Annotated in this window: 17 protein-coding genes and 1 riboswitch; of the genes, 12 read left to right on the plus strand and 5 right to left on the minus strand. The window is 66.1% G+C overall.

What is annotated here, in order from left to right:
- Positions 1 to 16: 16 nt before the first annotated feature.
- From prfB to NDN16_RS04600, 3 genes are all read right to left on the minus strand, one after another.
- A protein-coding gene (gene prfB, locus NDN16_RS04590; RefSeq protein WP_251112434.1) for a peptide chain release factor 2 occupies positions 17 to 1,145 on the minus strand; the annotation gives its coding sequence in 2 pieces (ribosomal slippage) (positions 17 to 1,075 and positions 1,077 to 1,145; 1,128 coding nt in all).
- A gap of 338 nt (positions 1,146 to 1,483) precedes the next feature.
- Positions 1,484 to 3,895 carry a penicillin-binding protein 1A gene (locus NDN16_RS04595; protein WP_251112435.1) on the minus strand — a complete coding sequence of 804 codons (2,412 nt, stop codon included), beginning with the start codon at positions 3,893 to 3,895 and terminating at the stop codon, positions 1,484 to 1,486.
- Positions 3,896 to 4,109: 214 nt separating this feature from the next.
- Positions 4,110 to 5,267 carry an N-acetylmuramoyl-L-alanine amidase gene (locus NDN16_RS04600; protein ID WP_251112436.1) on the minus strand — a complete coding sequence of 386 codons (1,158 nt, stop codon included), beginning with the start codon at positions 5,265 to 5,267 and terminating at the stop codon, positions 4,110 to 4,112.
- Between the two features lie 495 nt (positions 5,268 to 5,762).
- Here NDN16_RS04600 and NDN16_RS04605 point away from each other — a divergent pair, with 495 nt between their 5' ends.
- Positions 5,763 to 8,429, plus strand: a complete 2,667-nt coding sequence (locus NDN16_RS04605; protein WP_251112437.1) for an Rne/Rng family ribonuclease — start codon at positions 5,763 to 5,765, stop codon at positions 8,427 to 8,429.
- A gap of 71 nt (positions 8,430 to 8,500) precedes the next feature.
- Here NDN16_RS04605 and NDN16_RS04610 read toward each other — a convergent pair whose 3' ends face one another.
- Positions 8,501 to 9,676, minus strand: coding sequence for a pyridoxal phosphate-dependent aminotransferase (locus NDN16_RS04610; RefSeq protein ID WP_435301049.1), 1,176 nt, complete (start codon positions 9,674 to 9,676; stop codon positions 8,501 to 8,503).
- Between the two features lie 105 nt (positions 9,677 to 9,781).
- Between NDN16_RS04610 and NDN16_RS04615 the strand changes: the two genes are divergently transcribed.
- The 5 genes from NDN16_RS04615 to aat all read left to right on the plus strand — a co-directional run bounded on the left by NDN16_RS04615 (position 9,782) and on the right by aat (position 14,546).
- Complete coding sequence (locus tag NDN16_RS04615; RefSeq protein WP_251112438.1) at positions 9,782 to 11,152, plus strand: M48 family metalloprotease; 1,371 nt, start codon at positions 9,782 to 9,784, stop codon at positions 11,150 to 11,152.
- Positions 11,153 to 11,218: 66 nt separating this feature from the next.
- Entirely contained in the window at positions 11,219 to 11,959 is a 741-nt protein-coding gene (locus tag NDN16_RS04620) for a DsbA family protein (RefSeq protein WP_251112569.1), read from the plus strand.
- Between the two features lie 80 nt (positions 11,960 to 12,039).
- Complete coding sequence (gene accB / locus NDN16_RS04625; protein ID WP_251112439.1) at positions 12,040 to 12,528, plus strand: acetyl-CoA carboxylase biotin carboxyl carrier protein; 489 nt, start codon at positions 12,040 to 12,042, stop codon at positions 12,526 to 12,528.
- A 7-nt stretch (positions 12,529 to 12,535) separates the two neighbouring features.
- Positions 12,536 to 13,888 (plus strand): acetyl-CoA carboxylase biotin carboxylase subunit, encoded by a 1,353-nt coding sequence (accC, locus tag NDN16_RS04630; protein WP_251112440.1) that lies wholly within the window; start codon positions 12,536 to 12,538, stop codon positions 13,886 to 13,888.
- A gap of 25 nt (positions 13,889 to 13,913) precedes the next feature.
- A complete protein-coding gene (gene aat / locus NDN16_RS04635) occupies positions 13,914 to 14,546 on the plus strand; it encodes a leucyl/phenylalanyl-tRNA--protein transferase (RefSeq protein ID WP_251112441.1) in 633 nt (210 codons plus the stop codon).
- 5 nt (positions 14,547 to 14,551) lie between these two features.
- On the opposite strand, the gene NDN16_RS04640 is transcribed toward aat, so the two are convergent.
- Positions 14,552 to 15,202, minus strand: a complete 651-nt coding sequence (locus NDN16_RS04640; RefSeq protein WP_251112442.1) for an outer membrane protein — start codon at positions 15,200 to 15,202, stop codon at positions 14,552 to 14,554.
- A gap of 197 nt (positions 15,203 to 15,399) precedes the next feature.
- On the opposite strand from NDN16_RS04640, the gene uvrC reads away from it, so the two are divergent.
- From uvrC to NDN16_RS04670, 6 genes are all read left to right on the plus strand, one after another.
- Positions 15,400 to 17,421, plus strand: a complete 2,022-nt coding sequence (gene uvrC / locus NDN16_RS04645; protein WP_251112443.1) for an excinuclease ABC subunit UvrC — start codon at positions 15,400 to 15,402, stop codon at positions 17,419 to 17,421.
- Positions 17,422 to 17,494: 73 nt separating this feature from the next.
- A complete protein-coding gene (gene pgsA, locus NDN16_RS04650) occupies positions 17,495 to 18,076 on the plus strand; it encodes a CDP-diacylglycerol--glycerol-3-phosphate 3-phosphatidyltransferase (protein ID WP_251112444.1) in 582 nt (193 codons plus the stop codon).
- Positions 18,077 to 18,091: 15 nt separating this feature from the next.
- Entirely contained in the window at positions 18,092 to 18,343 is a 252-nt protein-coding gene (gene moaD, locus NDN16_RS04655) for a molybdopterin converting factor subunit 1 (RefSeq protein WP_251112445.1), read from the plus strand.
- Between the two features lies 1 nt (position 18,344).
- Complete coding sequence (locus NDN16_RS04660) at positions 18,345 to 18,800, plus strand: molybdenum cofactor biosynthesis protein MoaE (protein ID WP_251112446.1); 456 nt, start codon at positions 18,345 to 18,347, stop codon at positions 18,798 to 18,800.
- A gap of 41 nt (positions 18,801 to 18,841) precedes the next feature.
- Positions 18,842 to 19,036: riboswitch (cobalamin riboswitch) on the plus strand.
- Between the two features lie 33 nt (positions 19,037 to 19,069).
- Positions 19,070 to 20,104 carry an ABC transporter substrate-binding protein gene (locus tag NDN16_RS04665; RefSeq protein ID WP_435301050.1) on the plus strand — a complete coding sequence of 345 codons (1,035 nt, stop codon included), beginning with the start codon at positions 19,070 to 19,072 and terminating at the stop codon, positions 20,102 to 20,104.
- Between the two features lie 38 nt (positions 20,105 to 20,142).
- Positions 20,143 to 21,141 carry a FecCD family ABC transporter permease gene (locus NDN16_RS04670; protein WP_251112570.1) on the plus strand — a complete coding sequence of 333 codons (999 nt, stop codon included), beginning with the start codon at positions 20,143 to 20,145 and terminating at the stop codon, positions 21,139 to 21,141.
- Positions 21,142 to 21,183: the final 42 nt, after the last annotated feature.

Genomic DNA, 21,183 nt, shown 5'->3' on the forward strand with positions numbered 1-21,183 from the left:
TCGAGGGCGGTTCGCCTTACTCGACGTCTTCCACCTTTGTGTCGCCGCCGAAGACGCGATGGGCCAGGGCGGCCTCGATGAACTCGTCGAGATCACCGTCCAGCACCTCCTGGGGGGTCGTATGCTCCACCCCGGTCCGCAGGTCCTTCACGAGCTGGTAGGGCTGCAGCACGTAGGAGCGGATCTGGTGTCCCCAGCCGATCTCGGTCTTGGAAGCGGCGGCCGCATTGGCCTTCTCTTCCCGCTTCTTCAACTCGTCTTCATACAACCGGGCGCGCAGCATGTTCCACGCCGTCGCGCGGTTCTTGTGCTGCGACCGTTCGCTCTGGCACTGCACGACGATACCGGTGGCCAGATGGGTGATGCGAACCGCGGAATCGGTCGTGTTGACGTGCTGGCCGCCCGCGCCCGAGGCGCGATAGGTATCGATGCGGACATCGGCTTCCGAGACGTCGATATCGATCGAATCGTCGACCACCGGGTACACCCAGACCGAGGCGAAGGATGTGTGACGCCGTGCCTGGCTGTCGTAGGGAGAGATACGGACGAGCCGGTGCACGCCCGACTCCACCTTCATGCGGCCATAGGCGTTATGACCCTTCAGAAGGATGGTCGCGCCCTTGATGCCCGCTTCTTCGCCGGCATTCTCTTCCAGCACCTCGACCTTCATGCCGGCTCTCTCGCCCCAGCGCATGTACATGCGCAGCAGCATCGAGGCCCAATCCTGGCTTTCCGTCCCGCCGGCGCCGGAATGCACCTCCAGATAGGTGTCGTTGCCATCGGCCTCGCCGGACAGCAGCGTCTCGATCTGCCGCTGGGCGACATCGCGCTGCATGCCGCGAATCGCGGTCTCGGCTTCCTCGACGATGGAGGGGTCTTCCTCCTCCTCGCCCATGGCGATCAGCTCGATATTGTCGGCAAGCGCCTGCTCCAGCTTGCGGATGCCGCCGATGGCGTCATCCAGGCGCTGCCGCTCCTTCATCAGGCGCTGCGCCTCCTGGGGATTGTCCCAGATCGACGCATCTTCCGCCTTGGCGTTCAGGTTTTCGAGTTCCTTGACCGACTTGTCCCAGTCAAAGATGCCTCCTCAGCAGGCTTATGGCCTGCTTGATTTCGTCGACGATCGTCTCGATCTCGGCTCTCACGCCTCAACCCTCGTTATTCGTTGCATGGGTGGGAAAACGCGGCGGACCATAGGCATGCCGCGCGATGCTGTAAACCCGCCTGTCCGGCGCGCCAGAGCATCGGACCGAAAAGTGGAATCCGGTTTTCGGACAATCCGATGCTCCAACAGATATTTAGAGTGACCTTTGTGCGTCCGGATGGACGCACGGCGCTCTATCAGAACAGACCGCCCTGCCCCGTCACGATGGCCTCTTCGGCCCGCTGCGATACGCCTGGGGCGACCGAGCCGACGGCGCCTTCGCCGATGACNGATATTTAGAGTGACCTTTGTGCGTCCGGATGGACGCACGGCGCTCTATCAGAACAGACCGCCCTGCCCCGTCACGATGGCCTCTTCGGCCCGCTGCGATACGCCTGGGGCGACCGAGCCGACGGCGCCTTCGCCGATGACGCTGTAGACGTCGGAGGGCCCGGTGCCGGGCTTGAAGGCCTCCAGCACGGTGCCGGCGCCGCCGGCCGGCGCCGCCATGCCGGTACGCCGGTCGACGGAGATCTGCGTCATGCCGTCCGGAATGCGGAAATCGGCCACCGGCATATCCTTGACCGCCTCGGTCATGAACTCGGTGAAGACCGGCGCGGCGAGGCTGCCGCCGGTTGCGTTGTCGCCCAGCGAGCTTGGATTGTCGTAGCCGATGTAGACGCCGGTCACGAGGTCGGGCGTATAGCCGACGAACCAGGCATCCTTGACGTCGTTGGTGGTGCCCGTCTTGCCCGCCACCGGACGGCCGATGGCGGACACCGACGTTGCCGTGCCGTGCTGTACGACACCTTCCATCATAGAGGTGATCTGGTAGGCCGTCATCGGGTCCAGGACCTGCTCGCGCGTGTCGACGAGCTCGGGCTCGGCCTGATTGTCCCAGGCGCGGTCGTTGCAATTGTCGCAACGGCGGTTGTCGTGGCGGTATACCGTACGGCCATACCGGTCCTGGATGCGGTCGATCAGCGACGGCTCGATGGAGCGGCCGCCATTGGCCATCACCGCATAGGCGGACACCATGCGCATCACCGTGGTTTCGCCGGACCCAAGCGACATGGGCAGGTACTGGCCCATCTTGTCGTAGACGCCGAAGCGCTGCGCATATTCGGCCACGAGGTCCATGCCCATGTCCTGCGCCAGGCGGACCGTCATCAGGTTGCGGCTGCGCTCGATGCCGAGCCGCAGGGTGGACGGGCCGGCATAGCTGCCGCCGTAGTTTTTCGGCTCCCACAGATTGCCGTTGCCGTCCGGAATGGAGATCGGCGCATCCAGCACCACCGAGGCCGGCGTGTACCCGTTGTCGAGCGCCGCCGCGTAGACGATCGGCTTGAAGGAGGAACCCGGTTGCCGCAGAGCCTGCGTTGCGCGGTTGAATTCCGATTCGGCATAAGAGAAGCCGCCCACCAGCGCCTTCACGCGGCCGGTATGCGGGTCCATCGCCACGAGCGCGCCCTCCACCTTCGGGGGTTGGCGGAGCATGTAGCCGGAGCCGTCGGCCTTCGCCTCGACATAGACGACGTCGCCGGTCTTGAAGGCGTCCGCGACGGAGCGGCGGCCGAGCGCCCAGCGCATGTCGCCGCTCGCAAGCTCCACGACCTCCCGCTCGTCGCCGAGCCGGCCGGAAACGGTGCGCCTTGGCTGCAGCCCCACGGTGACGCCGTCGGGATTGGTGGCCAGGACCACCGAAAGGCGCCATTCGGGCACGTCGGAGAAAGCCTGGACCTTGCCGAGCGGGATCGCCCAGTCCGATGTCAGCGATATCTGCTCCACCGGTCCGCGCCAGCCCTTGCGCTGGTCGTAGGCCACCAGCGCGTGTTGCAGGGCCCGCCGCGCGAAGAGCTGCATTTCCGGGTCCAGCGTCGTGCGGACGGAAAGGCCGCCCTCGTACAGCGAGTCGACCCCGTAGCCGGTAATGATCTGGCGACGCACTTCCTCGGTGAAATACTCGGCCGAGGCGAGGTAGGTGCCGGTGGGGCGCGGGTTGATGCCGAGCGGCTTGGCGGAAGCCTCGTCCGCCTCTGCCTTGGTGATCTCGCCGTTTTCGAGCATGCGCGAAATAACCCAGTTGCGCCGGCCCAGCGCCTCGTCCGGGTTGCGGAACGGGTTGTAGTTTTCAGGCGCCTTCGGCAGCGCGGCCAGATAGGCCGCTTCCTGGATTTCCAGCTCGGTCACGCTTTTGTCGAAATAGGCAAGCGAGGCGGCGGCGACGCCGTAGGCCCCCATGCCGAGATAGATTTCGTTGAGATACAGCTCCAGGATCTTGTCCTTGGAGAAGGCCTGCTCGATGCGCAGGGCCAGGATCGCTTCCTTGACCTTGCGTTCCATCGAGCGCTCGTTGGTCAAAAGGAAGTTCTTGGCCACCTGCTGCGTGATCGTGGAGCCGCCCTGCATCGGCCCGCCGCGCGCAACGATGAGGGCCGCTCTCGCGATACCCTCGATGTCGATGCCCGGATGCTCGTAGAAGCTCTTGTCCTCGGCCGACAGGAAAGCATCCTTCAAGCGCTTGGGGATGGCCTGGATGGGCAGGAACAGCCGGCGCTGCCGGGCATACTCGGCCATCAGGCTGCCGTCGTCGGCATGAATGCGGGTGGTGACGGGCGGCTCGTACTGCGCCAGGACCTGATAGTCCGGCAGGTCCGAGCCCATGCGACCGATATAGATGGCGACCGCCCCTGCGGCGATGAGCGCGAAGACGGCTCCGATGCCGAAGAAATAGCCCAACAGCCTGATCATGCGCCCAGCCCCGAAAACCAATCTGGCCGGGCGATCGAACGCTGTCCGGCTCCTTTACGCTCCACGGGCCCCCCGGAATCCGGCCGGCATGCCGCACGGAACGTCTTAAGTGGATGATTTATAAATGAGGCGGGGCGATGTTGCGATGCCCTCTTTCGACTGCATGGGATTATTTGCGCAACACCAACCCATGGTTGTGACGCGAAGGCCACATTCAATCGCGGCCGGCAAACCGCAGCACCGCCCCGGCAAGTATATCCGCAACCCGCTCCTGCCACGCCGGCGACTGGACATCCTCCGCGTCCGTCGCATTCGACAGATAGCCGAGCTCCAGCAGGACGGACGGCACGTCGGGCGCGCGCAAGACCCTGAAACCAGCCGAGCGCCGCGGATTGTTGATGGTGCGGACCTGCCCGTCCTTCAGGGCGGCGATAAGGGCATCGGCGAAGCCGACCGACAGGGCCTCGTTCTCGCGGCGCATCAGATCCATCAGGATATCGTGGATTTCCGGCGTATCCTGCTGCCATTCCGGCCCGGCAAAGCGATCGGCGGCATTTTCCGAGCGCGCCAGATCGCGCGCAAGGGCATCGGAGGCGCGCTCCGACAGGGTGTAGACCGTCGCGCCCTGCACGTAGGGATAGCCGATCGAATCGGCGTGGATCGAGACGAAGAGATCTGCGGTTGCCTTGCGGGCGACCTCCGTGCGTTCCGCCAGCGGCACGAAGCGATCGTCATCGCGCGTCAGCACCACGCCGATATCGTCACGCCCGGCCAGCGCGTCGCGCAGCCGGCGGGCAAAGGCCAGGTTGATATCCTTCTCGTGCACGCCGTCGATGCCCGTGGCCCCGTTGTCGATGCCGCCATGGCCGGGGTCGACCACCAGAGTAAAGGGCTTCTGGCCGGGCGCCGGCCGGGCAGCCGCATCCCTGCCGTGGACCGGAACCGACGTCGACGCCAGCGCATCGCGGAAGGCTTCCTCGCTGGCCCTCGTCAGCCTGAGCCGCAGCACCACCCCGGCGGCGCCGCCCGCCACGTCCAGCCGCGGCAGGACGGGCCCCGAAAGGTCGAGCACGATGCGATAGCGCCCATCGCCCGCCAGCCCGTCACGCGCCGCGGCAACGGCCAGTCCGTCCGGCACGGGCGGCATGGGGGACGCCAGAACGGTGTCGTGGAGATCGAGGACGATCCGGCGCGGCCGATCCAGAATCGTCAGTTCGTTGTTCGGGTTTTCCGTCATCTCGATGGACAGCATCGCCTCGTCCGCAGTCCCCGACCATGTCATGGCGGTGACCACCGAAGTTGCATTGGCCGTGCCCGGCATCCACATCAGGCACGCGGAGACGAAGAAGAGGCATGACCAGAATTTCGTCATCGTGGAGGCTTGGCACTTTCATGAGCTGGTCTCTTGTTTCTGGCGCAAGCGCGCCGTAAAAGCAAAAGTTGAGACTTTAGGACAGGCGTGCACGCCGTGCCGCGAACCGACCGAAGCCCCAGAACAGCTTCGTCGCGTATGCAGGCTGAAGGAGCCGCCAAGAAGCCCGCGGGTCTCGCAACAAATCCATTCCACCCGGCTTGCGGGGTGGAGCATCCATACGGCGCGGACAAGCGGACATAACCGCCGATGCGCCGACATTCGTCGGTCGCCGCCAGGCGATCAGTTGCTGAAAAAATTCAGGTCGCCAACGCGTGCAGGCAGCAGAATTCGGACATCTGACGGAGAACCAGAGATCGCCACAGCGGTCGCCGTCGTCCGCCGCCTGTCTGCGCCCCCGAGCCGCGACCGTTGCGGGCCGCCGCCCTGTCCCCTCCCTGCCGGCTCAGTCGTCGGCACCGGACAGCGTGGCCATCGCCCGGGAAAGCATATTCCATGGCCAACAAAATGCTGATCGATGCGTCCCACCCGGAAGAGACGCGCGTCGTCGTCGTACGCGGTAACCGCATCGAGGAATTCGATTTCGAATCCGAACACAAGAAGCAGCTCAAGGGTAACATCTATCTTGCCAAGGTGACGCGCGTGGAGCCGTCGCTCCAGGCCGCCTTCGTCGAGTATGGCGGCAATCGCCACGGTTTCCTCGCCTTCAGCGAAATCCATCCCGACTACTACCAGATCCCCGTCGCAGACCGTCAGGCGCTGATCGAGGAGGAGTTGGCCCGCGTCTCGGAAGACGACGACGCGGACGAGCCGAAGCCCGAAGCCAAGTCCGGCGCGAAGCGCCCCCGCCGCAGCCGGAAGGCAGCGCAGGCGGCCGATGTCGAAGGCGAGGACAGCGTCTCCGAGCCCGTCGCGTCCGACACTCCGGAGGCGGCCGCCGCGGAAGAGGCCGAGCCCGCCAAGAAGGCGCCGGCGCGCCGCCGCCGCACGACCCGCAAGAAGGCCGAGCCCGAAGCGGAAGCCGCGGACACGGCCGAAGCCGTCGCCTCCCCCGATGACGAAAGGCCTGCGGCAGCCGATTCGGCCGAGCCGGAGGCCGACGACAGCCCCGTCGACGACGGCCACGACGAGCCTCCGATGCCCGAGCAGATCGGCTCGGAAGACGCGATGGAGGAGGTCCCGGAACGGCATCGCGCGCCGCGCAAGCAGTACAAGATCCAGGAAGTCATCAAGCGCCGGCAGATCTTGCTGGTCCAGGTCGTCAAGGAAGAGCGGGGCAACAAGGGCGCCGCGCTGACGACCTACCTGTCGCTGGCCGGGCGCTATTCCGTTCTGATGCCGAACACGGCGCGCGGCGGCGGCATTTCCCGCAAGATCACGAATGTGACGGATCGCAAGCGCCTCAAGGAGGTCGTCCGCGATCTGGAGGTGCCGCGCGGCATGGGCATCATCCTGCGCACGGCCGGGGCCAACCGCACCAAGGCCGAGGTCAAGCGCGACTACGAATATCTGATGCGTCTGTGGGAGAACGTCCGCACGCTCACCCTCGCCTCCACCGCGCCGGCGCTGGTGTACGAGGAAGGCAGCCTCATCAAGCGCTCGATCCGCGATCTCTACAACAAGGATATCGACCAGATCCTCGTCGCCGGCGACGCCGGCTACCGCGAGGCGAAGGATTTCATGCGCATGCTGATGCCGAGCCAGGCGAAGGTGGTGCAGCGCTACCAGGACCCCACGCCCATCTTCGCGCGGCAGGGCATCGAGGCGCAGCTCGACAAGATGCTGCAGCCCAACGTCACCCTGCGCTCCGGCGGCTACATCATCATCAACCAGACCGAAGCCCTGGTTGCCATCGACGTCAATTCCGGGCGCTCGACGCGCGAACACTCGGTCGAGGATACCGCCCTGCAGACCAACCTGGAGGCCGCCGAGGAAGTGGCGCGCCAGTTGCGCCTGCGCGATCTCGCCGGCCTCATCGTGATCGACTTCATCGACATGGAAGAGAAGCGCAACAACCGCGCGGTCGAGAAACGCCTCAAGGATTGCCTGAAGAACGACCGGGCCCGCATTCAGATCGGCAGCATCTCGCATTTCGGCCTGATGGAGATGAGCCGCCAGCGCATTCGGGCCAGCGTGCTGGAATCCACGATGCAGGTCTGCCCCACCTGCGGCGGCAACGGCTTCATCCGCTCGGCGTCGTCGCTGGCGCTGCATGTCCTGCGCAGCATCGAGGAGCATATCCTCAAGCACGGCACGCACAACGTGATCGTGAAGGTGCCGACCGCCACCGCGCTCTACATCCTGAACGAGAAGCGCTCCACGCTGGACGAGCTCGAGCGCAACCACGGCCTGCATATCAGCATCCAGGCCGAGGAAGGGCACGGTCATGCCCACGTCGCCATCGAGAACGGCGCGGAAGTGCCGCGCAAGATCGACATCGAGGTCGTGCAGCCGCAAAGCGTCGTGCCCGTGGATGACGATATCGTCGACGAGGAGACGCCGGAAGCTCCGGAGCCGGCCGCCGAGGCACGCGACGGCAGCGAAGAGCCGCGCCGCCGCAAGCGCCGCCGCCGGCGTCGGCGCGGCGAAGGCGACTCGGCCGAAGGCAACGCCCGCGCGGACGATTCCGGCGAAGAGGACGCGGCCGACGAGAGCGAGGAAGACGATGTTGCCGCCGAGGCAAGCGCCGAGGTTCCATCCGATGACGAGAATGGCGGCGACCGCAAGCGCCGCCGCCGTGGTCGCCGGGGCGGTCGTCGGGGCCGCGACGCGGCTGCGGACGACGCGGATTCCGATGGCCAGTCCGAGGAGCGGATCGAGGACGCAGCCACGCTGGCCGAAGAGGTCGAGAGCGGCGTGATCGTGGCCGAGAATGCCGACGAGCCGTTCGCCAGGGCATCCGATGACGACGCGGCGCCCGACGCCGTCGACGAGGATACGGTCGTCGCAGCCGAGGAAGCCGCCATCGAAGACGTCAATGGCGCGGTCCCGGCGCAGGATGTCGCGGCGGCCCCTGAGGACGCCATCGAGACCGAGGAAGAGGCAGCCGCACCGGCGCCTTCGGAGCCGGCGGCACCGGTCGTCACCAAGAATGGCGAAGCGGCCGAAGCGGAGGAGAAGCCGAAGCGGACGGGCTGGTGGGCGCGCCGCAGCTTCTTCTGATCCCGGCAGGTTCGGAACACAAGGAAAACGCCGGTCGGCCACCCGACCGGCGTTTTCAACTCAAGGGCAGGCTATCGCCGCTCGATGAAGGCCTGCAGCCTGTTCAACGCCTCTTCCATGGCGGCCGTGTTGCCGGCGTAAGACAAGCGCACGGTGCCCTCTCCCTTCGCAAGGTCGAAGTCGAGCCCCGGCGCCACCGCCACATGAGCCTGCTGCAACACCGCGCGGGCGAATTCGGAGGCGCTGTGCCAGCCCTTTGGCAACGCGGCGTAGGCATAGAAAGCGCCATCGATCGGCGCGATGCCCGAAAAGCCCATATGCGGCAGGCGCTCGATCATCAGGCGTCGATTGACCTCATAGACCCGCCGAACGCCCTCCAGTTCGTCGCGGGCATCGAAGGCCGCTTGCGCCGCCACCTGGGAAACCTCCGGCGCCGATATGTAGAGGCTCTGGCCGATCCGTTCCGCCGCGCGGCGCAGGCTTTCCGGCAGCACGAGCCAGCCGATGCGCCAGCCCGTCATGCAATAGTATTTCGAGAAGGAGTTGATGACGATGGCCCGGTCGGTGAACTCGAGCGCCGAACTGGCCGCCTCGCCATAGACCAACCCGTGGTAGATCTCGTCCGAGATGAAGGTGATGCCTTCGCGGTCGGCGAACTCCACGAGGGCCTGCAACTGCGCGCGCGGCGTAACCGTGCCCGTCGGATTGGCCGGACTGGCGACGAGAACGCCCTGCACCGGTCTTTCGCGGTGCACCGCCGCCAGCCTCTCTGCCGTCAGCACGTAACCATCCTGCGGACCGGTGGCGATCTCGACAGGCTCGATGCCCAACGCGCGCATGATGTTGCGGTAGGCCGGATAGCCGGGAGCAGCGATGGCGATGCGCGCGCCGGGGTCGAATGCTGCCAGGAAGGCGAGGTTGAAGCCGGCGGACGACCCCGTCGTCACCATGACGCGTGCTGCGGGAACATCGGCTCCGTAAGCGTCACGATAGTGTGAGCCGATGCGGGCGCGCAGCGAGGCGAGCCCCATCGCGTCCGTGTAGGAGACGACGCCATGGTGCAGCATGTCGCGCGCCGCGGACAGCGCAACGGCCGGCGCCGGCGCCGACGGTTGGCCGACAGCCAGCGAGATGACGGGCGCTCCGCCCGCCTTCAGCCGGTTTGCCTCGGCCAGTACGTCCATGGCCCGGAACGGGGCCACATCGGAGCGGGCCGACGGAGAAGGATGGGGGTTCGCTTGCATCATGAGCCTCACAATCGCCGGATTGGCATGGCCGACACTTTGCATTTACAGGGCTCAGGGGCGAACCTGACCGCAAATGCGAATCGTCTCCGGGAGGCAGGATTTATCATGAAACCGGGCCTGGGCCGCCTTACCCGCACCATCGTCGCGTTTGCCGCCGCCATGGCGACGGTTGCCGTGCCACCAGTCGCGGAGGCGCAGCAGCGCAGCCGCCTGCCAATCGTGCGCGACGCCCAGATCGAAGGGCTGATCCGCGACTATACCGAACCGCTGCTGAAGGTTGCAGGCCTGCAATCGAACCGGGTGGAGATCGTCCTCGTCAACGACCTGTCCTTCAACGCCTTCGTGGCAGGACGGCGCATCTTCATCAATACGGGCACGATCCTCAATTCCGAGACGCCCAACGAGACCATCGGCGTCCTCGCGCACGAGATCGGCCATCTGGCCGGCGGCCACCAGGAGCGCCTGCGAGACCAGTTGGCGCGGGCCCAGGTGATCGCCGTCGTCGCCGGGCTTCTGGGCGCCGGCGTCGCCGTGGCGGGCGCGGCCGGGGGCTCTTCCGCGGCGGCCGGGGCCGGCAGCGGCATCATGATGGGCGGCGGGGGCCTCGCACGGCGCGGCCTGATGTCGTACCAGCGGACCGAGGAAATCACCGCCGACCGCTCGGCCCTCACCTATCTGAGCAAGACGGGGCAGTCGCCGAAGGGCCTGCTCGACAGTTTCGACGGCCTTCTGCGCAACAACATGCTGTCGGGGCGCGGCACCGACCGCTATCTCAGTTCCCACCCCGCCCCGCAGGATCGAATCGGCTTCCTGCAGACGGCAGCGCACGAGAGCCCCTATTTCGACCGCAAGGACCCGCCGGAACTGCAATTGCGGCATGATCTGGCCCGCGCCAAGATCGCAGCCTACAACGGCGGCGCGACGCTTGTGCGGCAGACATTCGGCCGCGACCTGCACAGCCAGCCCGCACTGTACGGCGACGCCATCGCCACACAGTTGTCGGGCGTGCCATCGGGGGCGCTCGCCAAGATCGACCGGCTGATCCAGCAGAGCCCGCGCAATCCATGGTATCATGAGGTCAAGGGCGAGATCCTGATGGAAGCCGGCCGCGGCAAGGAGGCGGCAACGCAGTTCCGTCGCGCGGCCGAACTGGCGCCAGGCCGCTCCGGCCTTCTGCAGGCATCCATCGGACAGGCGCTCGTGACATCGGGAGACCCGTCGCAGATGAAGCAGGCGATCACCGAGATCCGCCGGGGTCTCGACCTGGAGCCGAACAATTACAACGCCTACCGCTTCCTCGCCATGGCCTATGGCCAGACCGGAGATGTCGGGGCGGCGGAACTGGCAACGGCGGAAGGCTATTGGCAGGCGGGAAACTTCCGCGAATCCAAGGTCTTCGCGGCCCGCGCGCAACAGAAGTTCCGGCCCGGCACGCCGCAATGGCAGCAGGCGCAGGACATCATTCAGACACGTTGACCGCGCCGGCGGCCGGGGCCGCCACAGCGCCTGACAAGGACGAACGCTTTGAAGCTCCATCACCTCATGGCCGTGGCCGCGCTCAGCCTTGCCGTTCCGCTTCCCGCCGTGGCGCAAGGCTTCGACGCGCAGCAGAAGCAGGAGATCGGCGAAACGGTGCGCGAATACCTGATGGCCAACCCGGAAGTTCTGGTGGAGGTGATGGGCGCGCTCGAGCAGAAGCGGAACGCGCAGTCCCGCGAGACCCAGAAGCAGGCGATCGCCGAAGCGGGCGACGCGCTGTTCGCCACACCCGAAGGCGCGACGCTCGGCAATCCGGAAGGCGACGTGACGCTGGTCGAGTTCTTCGACTACAATTGCGGCTACTGCAAGCGGGCCCATGCCGACATGCAGGCCCTTCTGGAATCCGATCCCCAATTGCGCGTCGTGCTGCACGAGATACCCGTTCTGGGTCCGGAATCGGTGGCCGCCAGCCGCGTCAGCCTGGCTTTCCGCAACCTGCACCCGGATCGGTACGGCGCGTTTCAATCGCAACTCCTGATGTCTCGCAGCACTGCCGACGAGGAGCGCGCCATCGAGGTGGCGGTGGGCCTCGGCGCCGGCGAGGCCGACATCCGGGCGGCGATGGCCTCTCCCGCCATCGAGGAAGAGCTGGATGCGGCTGCCCGAATGGCCGTCTCGCTGCAGATCAGCGGTACGCCCTCCTATGTCATCGGCGACGAAATGGTGCCGGGCGCCGTGGGGGCCGATACGCTGGCCGGCAAGATCGCCAACATGCGCGCCTGCGGCAGCGCGACCTGCTCCTGACGCAATCGCTCTTCCCATAACGCCCTGAAACGCTTTATACGGCCCACATCATAATTGCATGGGCTTCTCAAGGATAAGAAATGTCGAAAGAAGACAACGCCGTGGACCGCTCCCTCATCCGCGAACTGGCCGATATCCTGAACGATACCGACCTGACCGAGATCGAGGTCGAGCAGGGCGAGCTTCGCATCCGCGTTTCGCGCCAGAAGGAATACGTCGCCGCCGGCGGCTACATGGCCAGCGTACCGCAGCACTATGCGGCGCCGCAGATGGCCCCGGCCCCGCAGGCAGCCGCCCCCGGCGGCGCGCCGGCGCCCGCCGCTTCCGGGCCGGAAGCAGGCTCGGTGCCCTCGCCCATGGTCGGCACGGTCTATCTGGCTTCGGCGCCGGGCGCCAAGGCCTTCGTCGAGGTCGGCCAGCAGGTCAAGGAGGGCGATACTCTGCTGATCATCGAGGCGATGAAGACGATGAACCAGATTCCGGCACCGCGTGCCGGCGTGGTCAAGCGCATCTGCGTCGAAAACGGCCAGCCGGTCGAATATGGCGAAGCCCTCGTCGTCGTCGCCTGAGGTGTCCATGTTCAACAAGGTTCTAATCGCCAATCGCGGTGAGATCGCCTTGCGGGTGCTGCGCGCCTGCAAGGAACTCGGGATTCCCACCGTGGCCGTGCATTCCACGGCCGACAACGGCGCGATGCATGTGCGCCTTGCCGACGAAAGCGTCTGCATCGGCCCGCCGCCGGCGCGCGACAGCTACCTCAATATCCCGCAGATCCTCGCAGCCTGCGAAATCTCCGGGGCGGATGCCGTGCATCCCGGCTACGGCTTCCTGTCGGAGAACGCGCGTTTCGCCGATATCCTGGAAGCGCACAACATCACCTTCATCGGTCCGCGCGCCAGCGATATCCGCACCATGGGCGACAAGATCGAGGCCAAGCGCACGGCCCAGGCGCTGGGCATCCCGGTCGTCCCCGGCTCCCCCGGCGCGGTGACCGACGATGCGGAAGCCATGCGTATCGCCGCCGATATCGGCTTTCCCGTTCTCGTCAAGGCTTCGGCCGGCGGCGGCGGGCGCGGCATGAAGGTTGCACGCTCAGCGGACGACCTGTCCATGGCGCTGGCGACGGCCCGCGCGGAGGCCGGCGCGGCTTTCGGCGACGACGCCGTCTACATCGAAAAATATCTCGGCAAGCCGCGGCACATCGAAATCCAGGTCTTCGGCGACGGCGAAGGCAATGCGATCCATCTCGGGGAGAGGGATTGCTCGCTGCAGCGCCGGCATCAGAAAGTGTGGGAAGAGGCGCGGTCGCCTGCCCTCAACGATTCGCAGCGCGAAGAGATCGGCGAAATCTGCGCCAGCGCCATGCGCAAGATGAAGTACCGCGGCGCCGGCACGATCGAGTTCCTGTACGAGAACGGCGAGTTCTACTTCATCGAGATGAACACCCGCCTCCAGGTCGAGCATCCGGTTACGGAGGCGATCACCGGGCTGGACCTCGTGCACGAGCAATTGCGCGTCGCCGCCGGCCAGGGCCTATCCCTCACGCAGGAGCAGGTGAAGTTTTCGGGCCACGCGATCGAGTGTCGCATCAACGCGGAAGACCCGGTCACCTTCGCGCCCTCGCCCGGCCAGATCAGCTACTATCACGCACCCGGCGGCCTCGGCATCCGGATCGATTCCGGCGTCTATCAGGGCTATTCGATCCCGCCCTTCTACGACAGCCTCATCGGCAAGCTGATCGTACATGGTCGCAATCGGCAGGAGTGCCTGATGCGCCTGCGCCGGGCGCTCGACGAGATCATCGTCGACGGGGTGAAGACCACGCTGCCGCTGTTCCAGCGGCTTGTCGACAACCCCGACATCCAGGCGGGGGACTACGACATCCACTGGCTGGAACACTACCTGGCGGGTGGCGCGAAAGCGGGTTGACCCGTACTCCCGGAGCCCGAGCGATATGGTTTCGATCACGCCTGAGCTCCTCCTCCGGGCCTATGCCAGCGGCATATTCCCCATGGCCGAATCCGCGGCGGACCGGTCGATTCACTGGATCGACCCGTCCGAGCGGGGCATCTTGCCGCTGGATGGCCTCCATATCGCCCGGCGGCTGGCACGAACGATCCGCAGACAGCCCTTCGATATCCGTTTCGACACGGCCTTTCCCGCCGTCGTCGACCGGTGCGCCGAGCCGCAGCCCGGCCGCACCGAAACCTGGATCAACCGGACGATCCGCGACCTCTACCTGCAATTATTCCGCCTGGGACATGCCCACAGCGTCGAGGCCTGGGACGGCGGCGATCTTGCCGGCGGTCTCTACGGGGTAAGCCTCGGCGGCGCATTCTTCGGCGAGAGCATGTTTTCGCGCCGCACCGATGCCTCGAAGATCGCGCTCGCCTATCTTTGCGCCCGCCTTCGCAAGGACGGATTCGTGTTGCTGGATACGCAGTTCCTGACGGCCCATCTTGCCAGCCTCGGCGCGATCGAAATCTCGCGGCGCCGATACCACGCCCTTCTCGCGACGGCGCTGGAGGTCGACGCCGCCTTCGACGCGAACGACCCGCTCACGCCGGATGACGTTCTGTCCCGTTGATCCGGTCAGAATTTCAGCGCAAGGCCGGCCCGGATCGAGTGCTCGTCATAGCCGGACGAGATCGTCACGTTGCCGATATCGTAGCTGCGGCTCTGGAAGTTCGTGTAGCGATACTCGATCCGCGACGTCACATTGTCTCGCAGGGCAGCCTCGACGCCGGCTCCGACCGTCCAGCCGAGATGCGTCGCGCTGTCGCTGGAGCCGTCGAGGGACAATTCGTTGCTGGCGACCGCCAGCCCTGCCGTCGCGAACATCAGGATGGGATCGTAGGCGACGCCGACGCGCGCGCGCAGCGAGCCGAATGCCGTCGAGCTTTCGCCGATGGGGACGCCGGTCGAGTAGGCAAGCCCGCTGCCGTCCACATCGCTTGCACCCACATCGCCTTCCAGGCCGTAGACGAGGCGCTCCGTCTGGAGGTTATAGCCGGCATAGATGCCGCCGATGAAGCCATCAGCGCGGAACGTGCCGCCTGCCGGATTGTCGAAATCGGCCCGGCTGTAGCCGACGAACCCGCCGCCATAGGGACCCGCCCAGGTGTAGACGTCCGGCGCTGGATCGACGAGGCCGGCGGCAGGTTCCGCGATATCGGCCGCCTGCACCGGACGGCCCAGGCCGACCAGTGCGACAATGCAGAACAAGACAGGCAGCCGGTACATCGTCAGCAACTCCGCGCAAGCCTCACGCAAGGCTCGACGAAAGGAATATTTAAGGTTCCGCCCATCCGGCGCAATTGCAGACGGGAGACACAGGAGCCAAATTTCGCCATGGCGCACTTATGCTGCCGCGTCGGCTGCAATCGCGCCGTAGGCGGCTTATATGAATGGTTCCAGACCCGCCCGACATAAGTTGCGACATGAAGCCTGAAGACGAACTCCTTGAAGACGATACGGAAAGCGAAGACGAGATCGCCGAGGAGCATGCGGATTCGGAAGTCGGCGCACGTCCCGCCATCCAGTGGGACGATGGCGGACCGTCCGTCGATCATGGCCTTCGCGGGGCAGAACTGATCGCCGCCTTCGCGCGTCGCCTGCCCAACTCGCCGGGCGTGTACCGCATGTTCGACCACGCGCACGAGGTTCTCTATGTCGGCAAGGCGCGCTCGCTCAGGAAGCGGGTCGCAAACTATACGCGTCTCGGCGGGCACACCAACCGCATAGCCCGCATGATCCGCGCGACGACCCACATGGAATTCGTCACGACCCGGACCGAGACGGAAGCGCTCCTGCTCGAGGCCAACCTCATCAAGAGGCTGCGCCCGCGCTTCAATGTGTTGCTGCGCGACGACAAGTCCTTTCCGTACATCCTGGTGCCGGGCGATCACGAGGCCCCGGCCATCCTGAAGCATCGGGGAGCGAGAGCCCGAAAGGGGCAGTATTTCGGGCCATTCGCATCGGCCGGGGCGGTGGGGCGCACCGTCAACGCGCTGCAGCGCGCCTTTCTTTTGAGGACATGTACCGACAGCGTCTACCAGACGCGCACCCGCCCATGCCTGCTGTTCCAGATCAAGCGCTGCTCCGGCCCCTGCACGGGGGAAATCTCGATCGGCGATTACGCGCGCCTCGTCGACGAAGCGAAGGACTTTCTGTCGGGGCGCTCGACACAGGTTCGCCAATCCCTCGCCTCGGCGATGCAGGATGCCTCCGACAGCCTGGACTTCGAACGCGCCGCCATCTATCGGGACCGGCTGTCGGCCCTTTCCCATATCCAGAGCCATCAGGGTATCAACCCGCAAGGTGTCGACGAAGCCGACGTGTTCGCCATGCACCAGGAGGGCGGCCTGACCTGCATCCAGGTCTTCTTCTTCCGCACGGGGCAGAACTGGGGCAATCGCGCCTATTTTCCCAAGGCCGATCCGAGCATCGAACCGGCGGAGGTTCTTGCAGCCTTTCTTGCCCAGTTCTACGACGACAAGCCTCCGGCGGCACAGGTCATGCTGCCCATCGACGTGGAAGAGCAGGACTTGCTGGCGGACGCGCTTTCGGCCCGCGCCGGCCGGCGCGTGCGCATCAGCGTGCCGGCGCGCGGCTCCAAGCGCGACCTCGTCGACCATGCGACCGCCAACGCCAGGGAGGCGCTGGGACGCCGCCTGGCCGAGACGTCGACCCAGGCGCGCCTTCTGGACGGCCTGCGCGAGACGTTCAAGCTGGCCTACACGCCGCGCCGCATCGAAGTCTTCGACAACTCCCACATCATGGGCAACCAGGCAGTGGGCGCGATGATCGTGGCAGGCCCCGACGGCTTCGCCAAGAACCAGTATCGCAAGTTCAACATCCGCTCGGCCGAGATCACGCCCGGTGACGATTTCGGCATGATGCGAGAGGTGATGTCCCGCCGCTTCGCCCGGCTGATCAAGGATCACGGCGAAGCGGGCCCGGTCGCCCCCCCCGCCGACGCCGATGATGCGGCGGACGCGGACATGCCGGCCTGGCCCGACCTCGTGCTCATCGATGGTGGAAAGGGCCAGGTCGCGGCGGTACGCGAGATCCTCGAAGGCCTCGGCATCGCCGACAAGGTCACCACTATCGGAGTCGCCAAGGGCGTGGATCGTGACGCCGGGCGCGAACGCTTCGTCATACCGGGTCGCGAGAGCTTCACCCTGCCCCCGCGCGACCCCGTCCTGTATTTCGTCCAGCGCCTGCGGGACGAGGCCCATCGTTTCGCCATCGGCACCCACCGTGCCCGCCGCTCTAAGGAGCTGACGCGCAACCCGCTGGACGAGATCGCCGGCATCGGCCCGACGCGCAAGCGCGCCCTGCTGCAGCACTTCGGAACGGCCAAGGCCGTATCCCGCGCGGCGTTGAGCGACTTGCGCAAGGTGGACGGCATTTCGGAGGCGATGGCACGGCTGGTCTACGATCATTTCAACGGCGGCTGAAGATCGTCCTTCCATGCCTTGACGTATGGCCCGGCGAACGGTTCAAAGGGCCAACGAACTGCGGACGGTACCCATGTCATCCAAGGCGCTCAACCTGCCGAACATCCTGACTTATGCACGCATCGTCGCGGTGCCGCTGGTCGTCCTGTGCTTTTTCGTAGAGGGCCGGCTGCACGGCTCCGACACGGCGCGGTGGTGGGCCGTCTTCCTGTTCGCCACGGCCAGCATCACCGACTGGCTCGACGGCTATCTGGCCCGCGCGTGGCAGCAGACCTCCACCATCGGCCGCATGCTGGACCCCATCGCCGACAAGCTCCTCGTGGCCGCCGCCCTCCTGGTTCTGGCGGCCGACGGCACCATCGCCGGCTGGAGCATCTGGGCCGCCATCGTCATCCTGTGCCGCGAGATTCTCGTGTCCGGCCTGCGCGAGTATCTAGCCGAACTGAAGGTGAGCGTGCCCGTAACGCGGCTCGCCAAGTGGAAGACGGCGGCGCAGATGGTCGCCATCGCCTTCCTGCTGGCAGGGCCGGCGGGAGACCAGATTTTCCCTTATGTCACGGAACTCGGCATCCTCTTCCTCTGGATCGCGGCGCTCATCACCCTCTATACCGGCTATGACTATTTCCGCGCGGGCCTGCGCCACATCGACGTCTGACCGGGAGGTCGCGCCATGAAACTCGCCTACTTCGCTTCCATCCGGGAGCGCATCGGCCTTGCCGGCGAAGACGTGTCCCTGCCGGCAGACATCGCCACCGTGGCCGAGCTCATCCGCTGGCTGGAGGGCCGCGGCGATAATTATGCGGAGGCCTTGAAGACGCCGCAACTCGTACGCGTCGCGTTGGACCATGAGCATGCGCGGCACGACGCACCGCTGGCCGCCGTCCGGGAAGTCGCCTTTTTCCCACCCATGACCGGGGGATGACATGGCTCTCGTCCGCGTCCAGTCCGAGCGCATCGATTTCGCCGAAGCGGCGTCCACGCTGCCTTCCGGCGGCTCGTTCGGGGCGCTGGTCAGCTTTACCGGATATTGCCGCGACGAAGCGGGGCGCCTCGCGGCGCTCGAAATAGAACATTATCCGGGCATGGCCGAAGCCCAGATCGGCAAGATCGCCGAAGCGGTGGCCGCACGTTGGCCGCTGGCCGGCTGGACGATCATCCATCGCTTCGGCCGCATCCTGCCCGGCGAGGAGATCGTCTTCGTCGCCTGCGCCTCCACGCATCGGCAGGCGGCCTTCGAAGCGGCATCCTGCATCATGGATTTCATGAAGACCGAGGCACCCTTCTGGAAACGCGAACATCTTGTGGATGGCAGCGTGGGCGCCTGGGTGGAAGCACGAGACACCGACGCCGCGGCCACGGATCGCTGGCACAGGCTTTGAGCCGGCAGTCACCATTGCGGTTGTGAATGGCCGCGCCGTCTGGTAGCGACACCGGTGCCGGTTTCCGAAAGGAATTGAAAGGGAATCCGTGGCTGGCCTCGTGGCCGGTCAAACGGAACTGCCCCCGCAACTGTAGGCGGCGAGCGACGCGCGATATGCCACTGGGAGCCAACCCGGGAAGGCCGCGCAAGCATCGACCCGTCAGTCAGGAGACCTGCCGGCACGAACAGCAACGCGAACTGGGCGGGGTTGCCCAGGAAGGTGTCGACATGGCCTATCCCAGCCGGGCTCACGCCCGAACTCTGCTTTCTTCTCTTGCATTCGCGGCGTGCCTAGGTGTTCTCCCCGACGCGAGGGCCGAAACGGCCTATCCGTTGACGCTGCAGAATTGCGGCGTCGAAGTCCGCTTCGAGACGGCGCCGGACAGCGTCGTTGCCGTCGGCCAGGCCGTTACCGAAATTCTCTATTCCCTCGACCTTGCGGACAAGGTTGCCGGAACGTCAGTCTGGTTTACGCAGGTGCTGCCGCAATTCGAAGCGGTGAACGCCGGCATCGAGCGTCTTGCCGACAACGATCCCAGCTTCGAGAGCGTCGTCGCCAAACGTCCGAGGTTGGTTGCCGCCCAGTATGAGTGGCATGTCGGGCCACAGGGCATCGTCGCGACCCGCGAGCAGTTCTCCGATCTCGGGATTCCAACCTATATCCTGCCGTCCGACTGCATCGGCAAGGACAACACCGCCGGCTCCGACGGAACGCGCACGGCCATGTATTCCATGGAAACGCTCTACCAGGGCATCACCGAGCTCGCCGAAATTCTTGCCGCCCCCGAACGGGGCGAAGCGCTTGTGGCCGATCTGCGCAGCCGTGAAAGCGCGGCCATCGAAAAGGCGCGCGCGCTGCAGATGGACGACGCCAGCGCCATGTTCTGGTTTTCCTCTCCCGAACTGTCGGGCGATCCGTTCGTCGCCGGCGGCAAGGGCCCTCCCGCGACGATGATGGACGCGCTCGGCCTGCGCAACATCGTCGAAAGCGACGAGGAATGGCCGCTCGTCAGTTGGGAGACCATCGCCCGCGCCAACCCGTCCATCATCGTGGTGGCCAGCATGGAACGCCGCCGCTTCGAAGCCGACGACTACGAGAAGAAGCTGGAGTTCCTGCGAACCGACCCGGTGGCCAGCCAGATGGATGCGGTCCGCAACGATCGTATCGTAGTGCTGGACGCGCATGCCATGGACCCCTCCATCCGGAATGTCGCGGCGCTGGAAACACTCGCCGACGCCCTGTCCAAGCTCGACGCACGGTGACGGCGGCGGATATCGCAAGGCCCGGGCCCGCCTCGCCCATGGTCTGGGCGGGCGCGGGCGTCGCGTTGCTGACGCTGGCGGTCATGGCCGGGGTCGTCATCGGCGAAACGCCACTGCCGCCGTCTCTTGTCGGATCCGTCCTCGCCAACAAGCTTTTCGGCGCCGCGCATGCGGTGGATGCCATCGATGCCGGCATCATCTGGAATTACCGAATGCCGCGAACGCTGGTCGCCGCGGCATGCGGCGCCGGGCTGGCGCTGGCCGGCGTCGTCCTCCAATCCCTGGTGCGCAACGCATTGGCGGACCCTTATCTTCTGGGTGTTTCGGCGGGCGCGTCCACCGGTGCCGTCGCAGTGACGATCATGGGCGTCGGCGCCGGCGCCATCGGCCTTTCGGCCGGGGCCTTCGCCGGTGCGGCGCTGGCCTTCCTGATGGTCGCCGCGCTTGCGCGCGCGGCGGGCGGCGGACCGGCGCAAATGGTTCTTGCGGGCATCGCCGGCTCGCAACTGTTCAACGCCCTCACCTCCTTCTTCATCGCACGCTCGGCCAATGCGGAGCAGGCGCGCGGCATCATGTTCTGGCTGCTGGGCAACCTGTCCGGCGTGCGCTGGCCCGATGTGTCGCTGGCCGCCCCGGCTGCCGCGCTGGCGCTCTTCGTCTGCCTGTGGTGCGCAAGGGGGCTCGACGCCTTCTCCTTCGGCTCGGAAGCGGCATCCTCGCTCGGCATCGATGTCCGGCGTATTCGCATCGCTCTCATCGGGGTCGTCACGCTCACCACCGCCATCATGGTCAGCCTGGTCGGCTCGATCGGCTTCGTCGGGCTGGTCGTCCCTCATGCGGCGCGCTTCATCGTCGGTGTCCGGCATCGCCGGCTCATCCCCGCATCGGCGCTGCTGGGTGCGGTCTTCCTGATTGCCGCCGACATCGTGTCGCGCATGCTGATCCCCGGTCAGGTCGTTCCGATCGGCGTCGTGACCGCGCTCGTCGGCGCACCCGGCTTTGCGTTGATCCTCGTGCGCCGGCGCATGCGCCAATGAAGATCGAGGCCAGCAACCTTTGCTGGGCGGTCGGCGGCAAGC

It is taken from the genome of Aureimonas altamirensis (assembly GCF_023702225.1).
GTDB lineage: Bacteria > Pseudomonadota > Alphaproteobacteria > Rhizobiales > Rhizobiaceae > Aureimonas > Aureimonas altamirensis_B.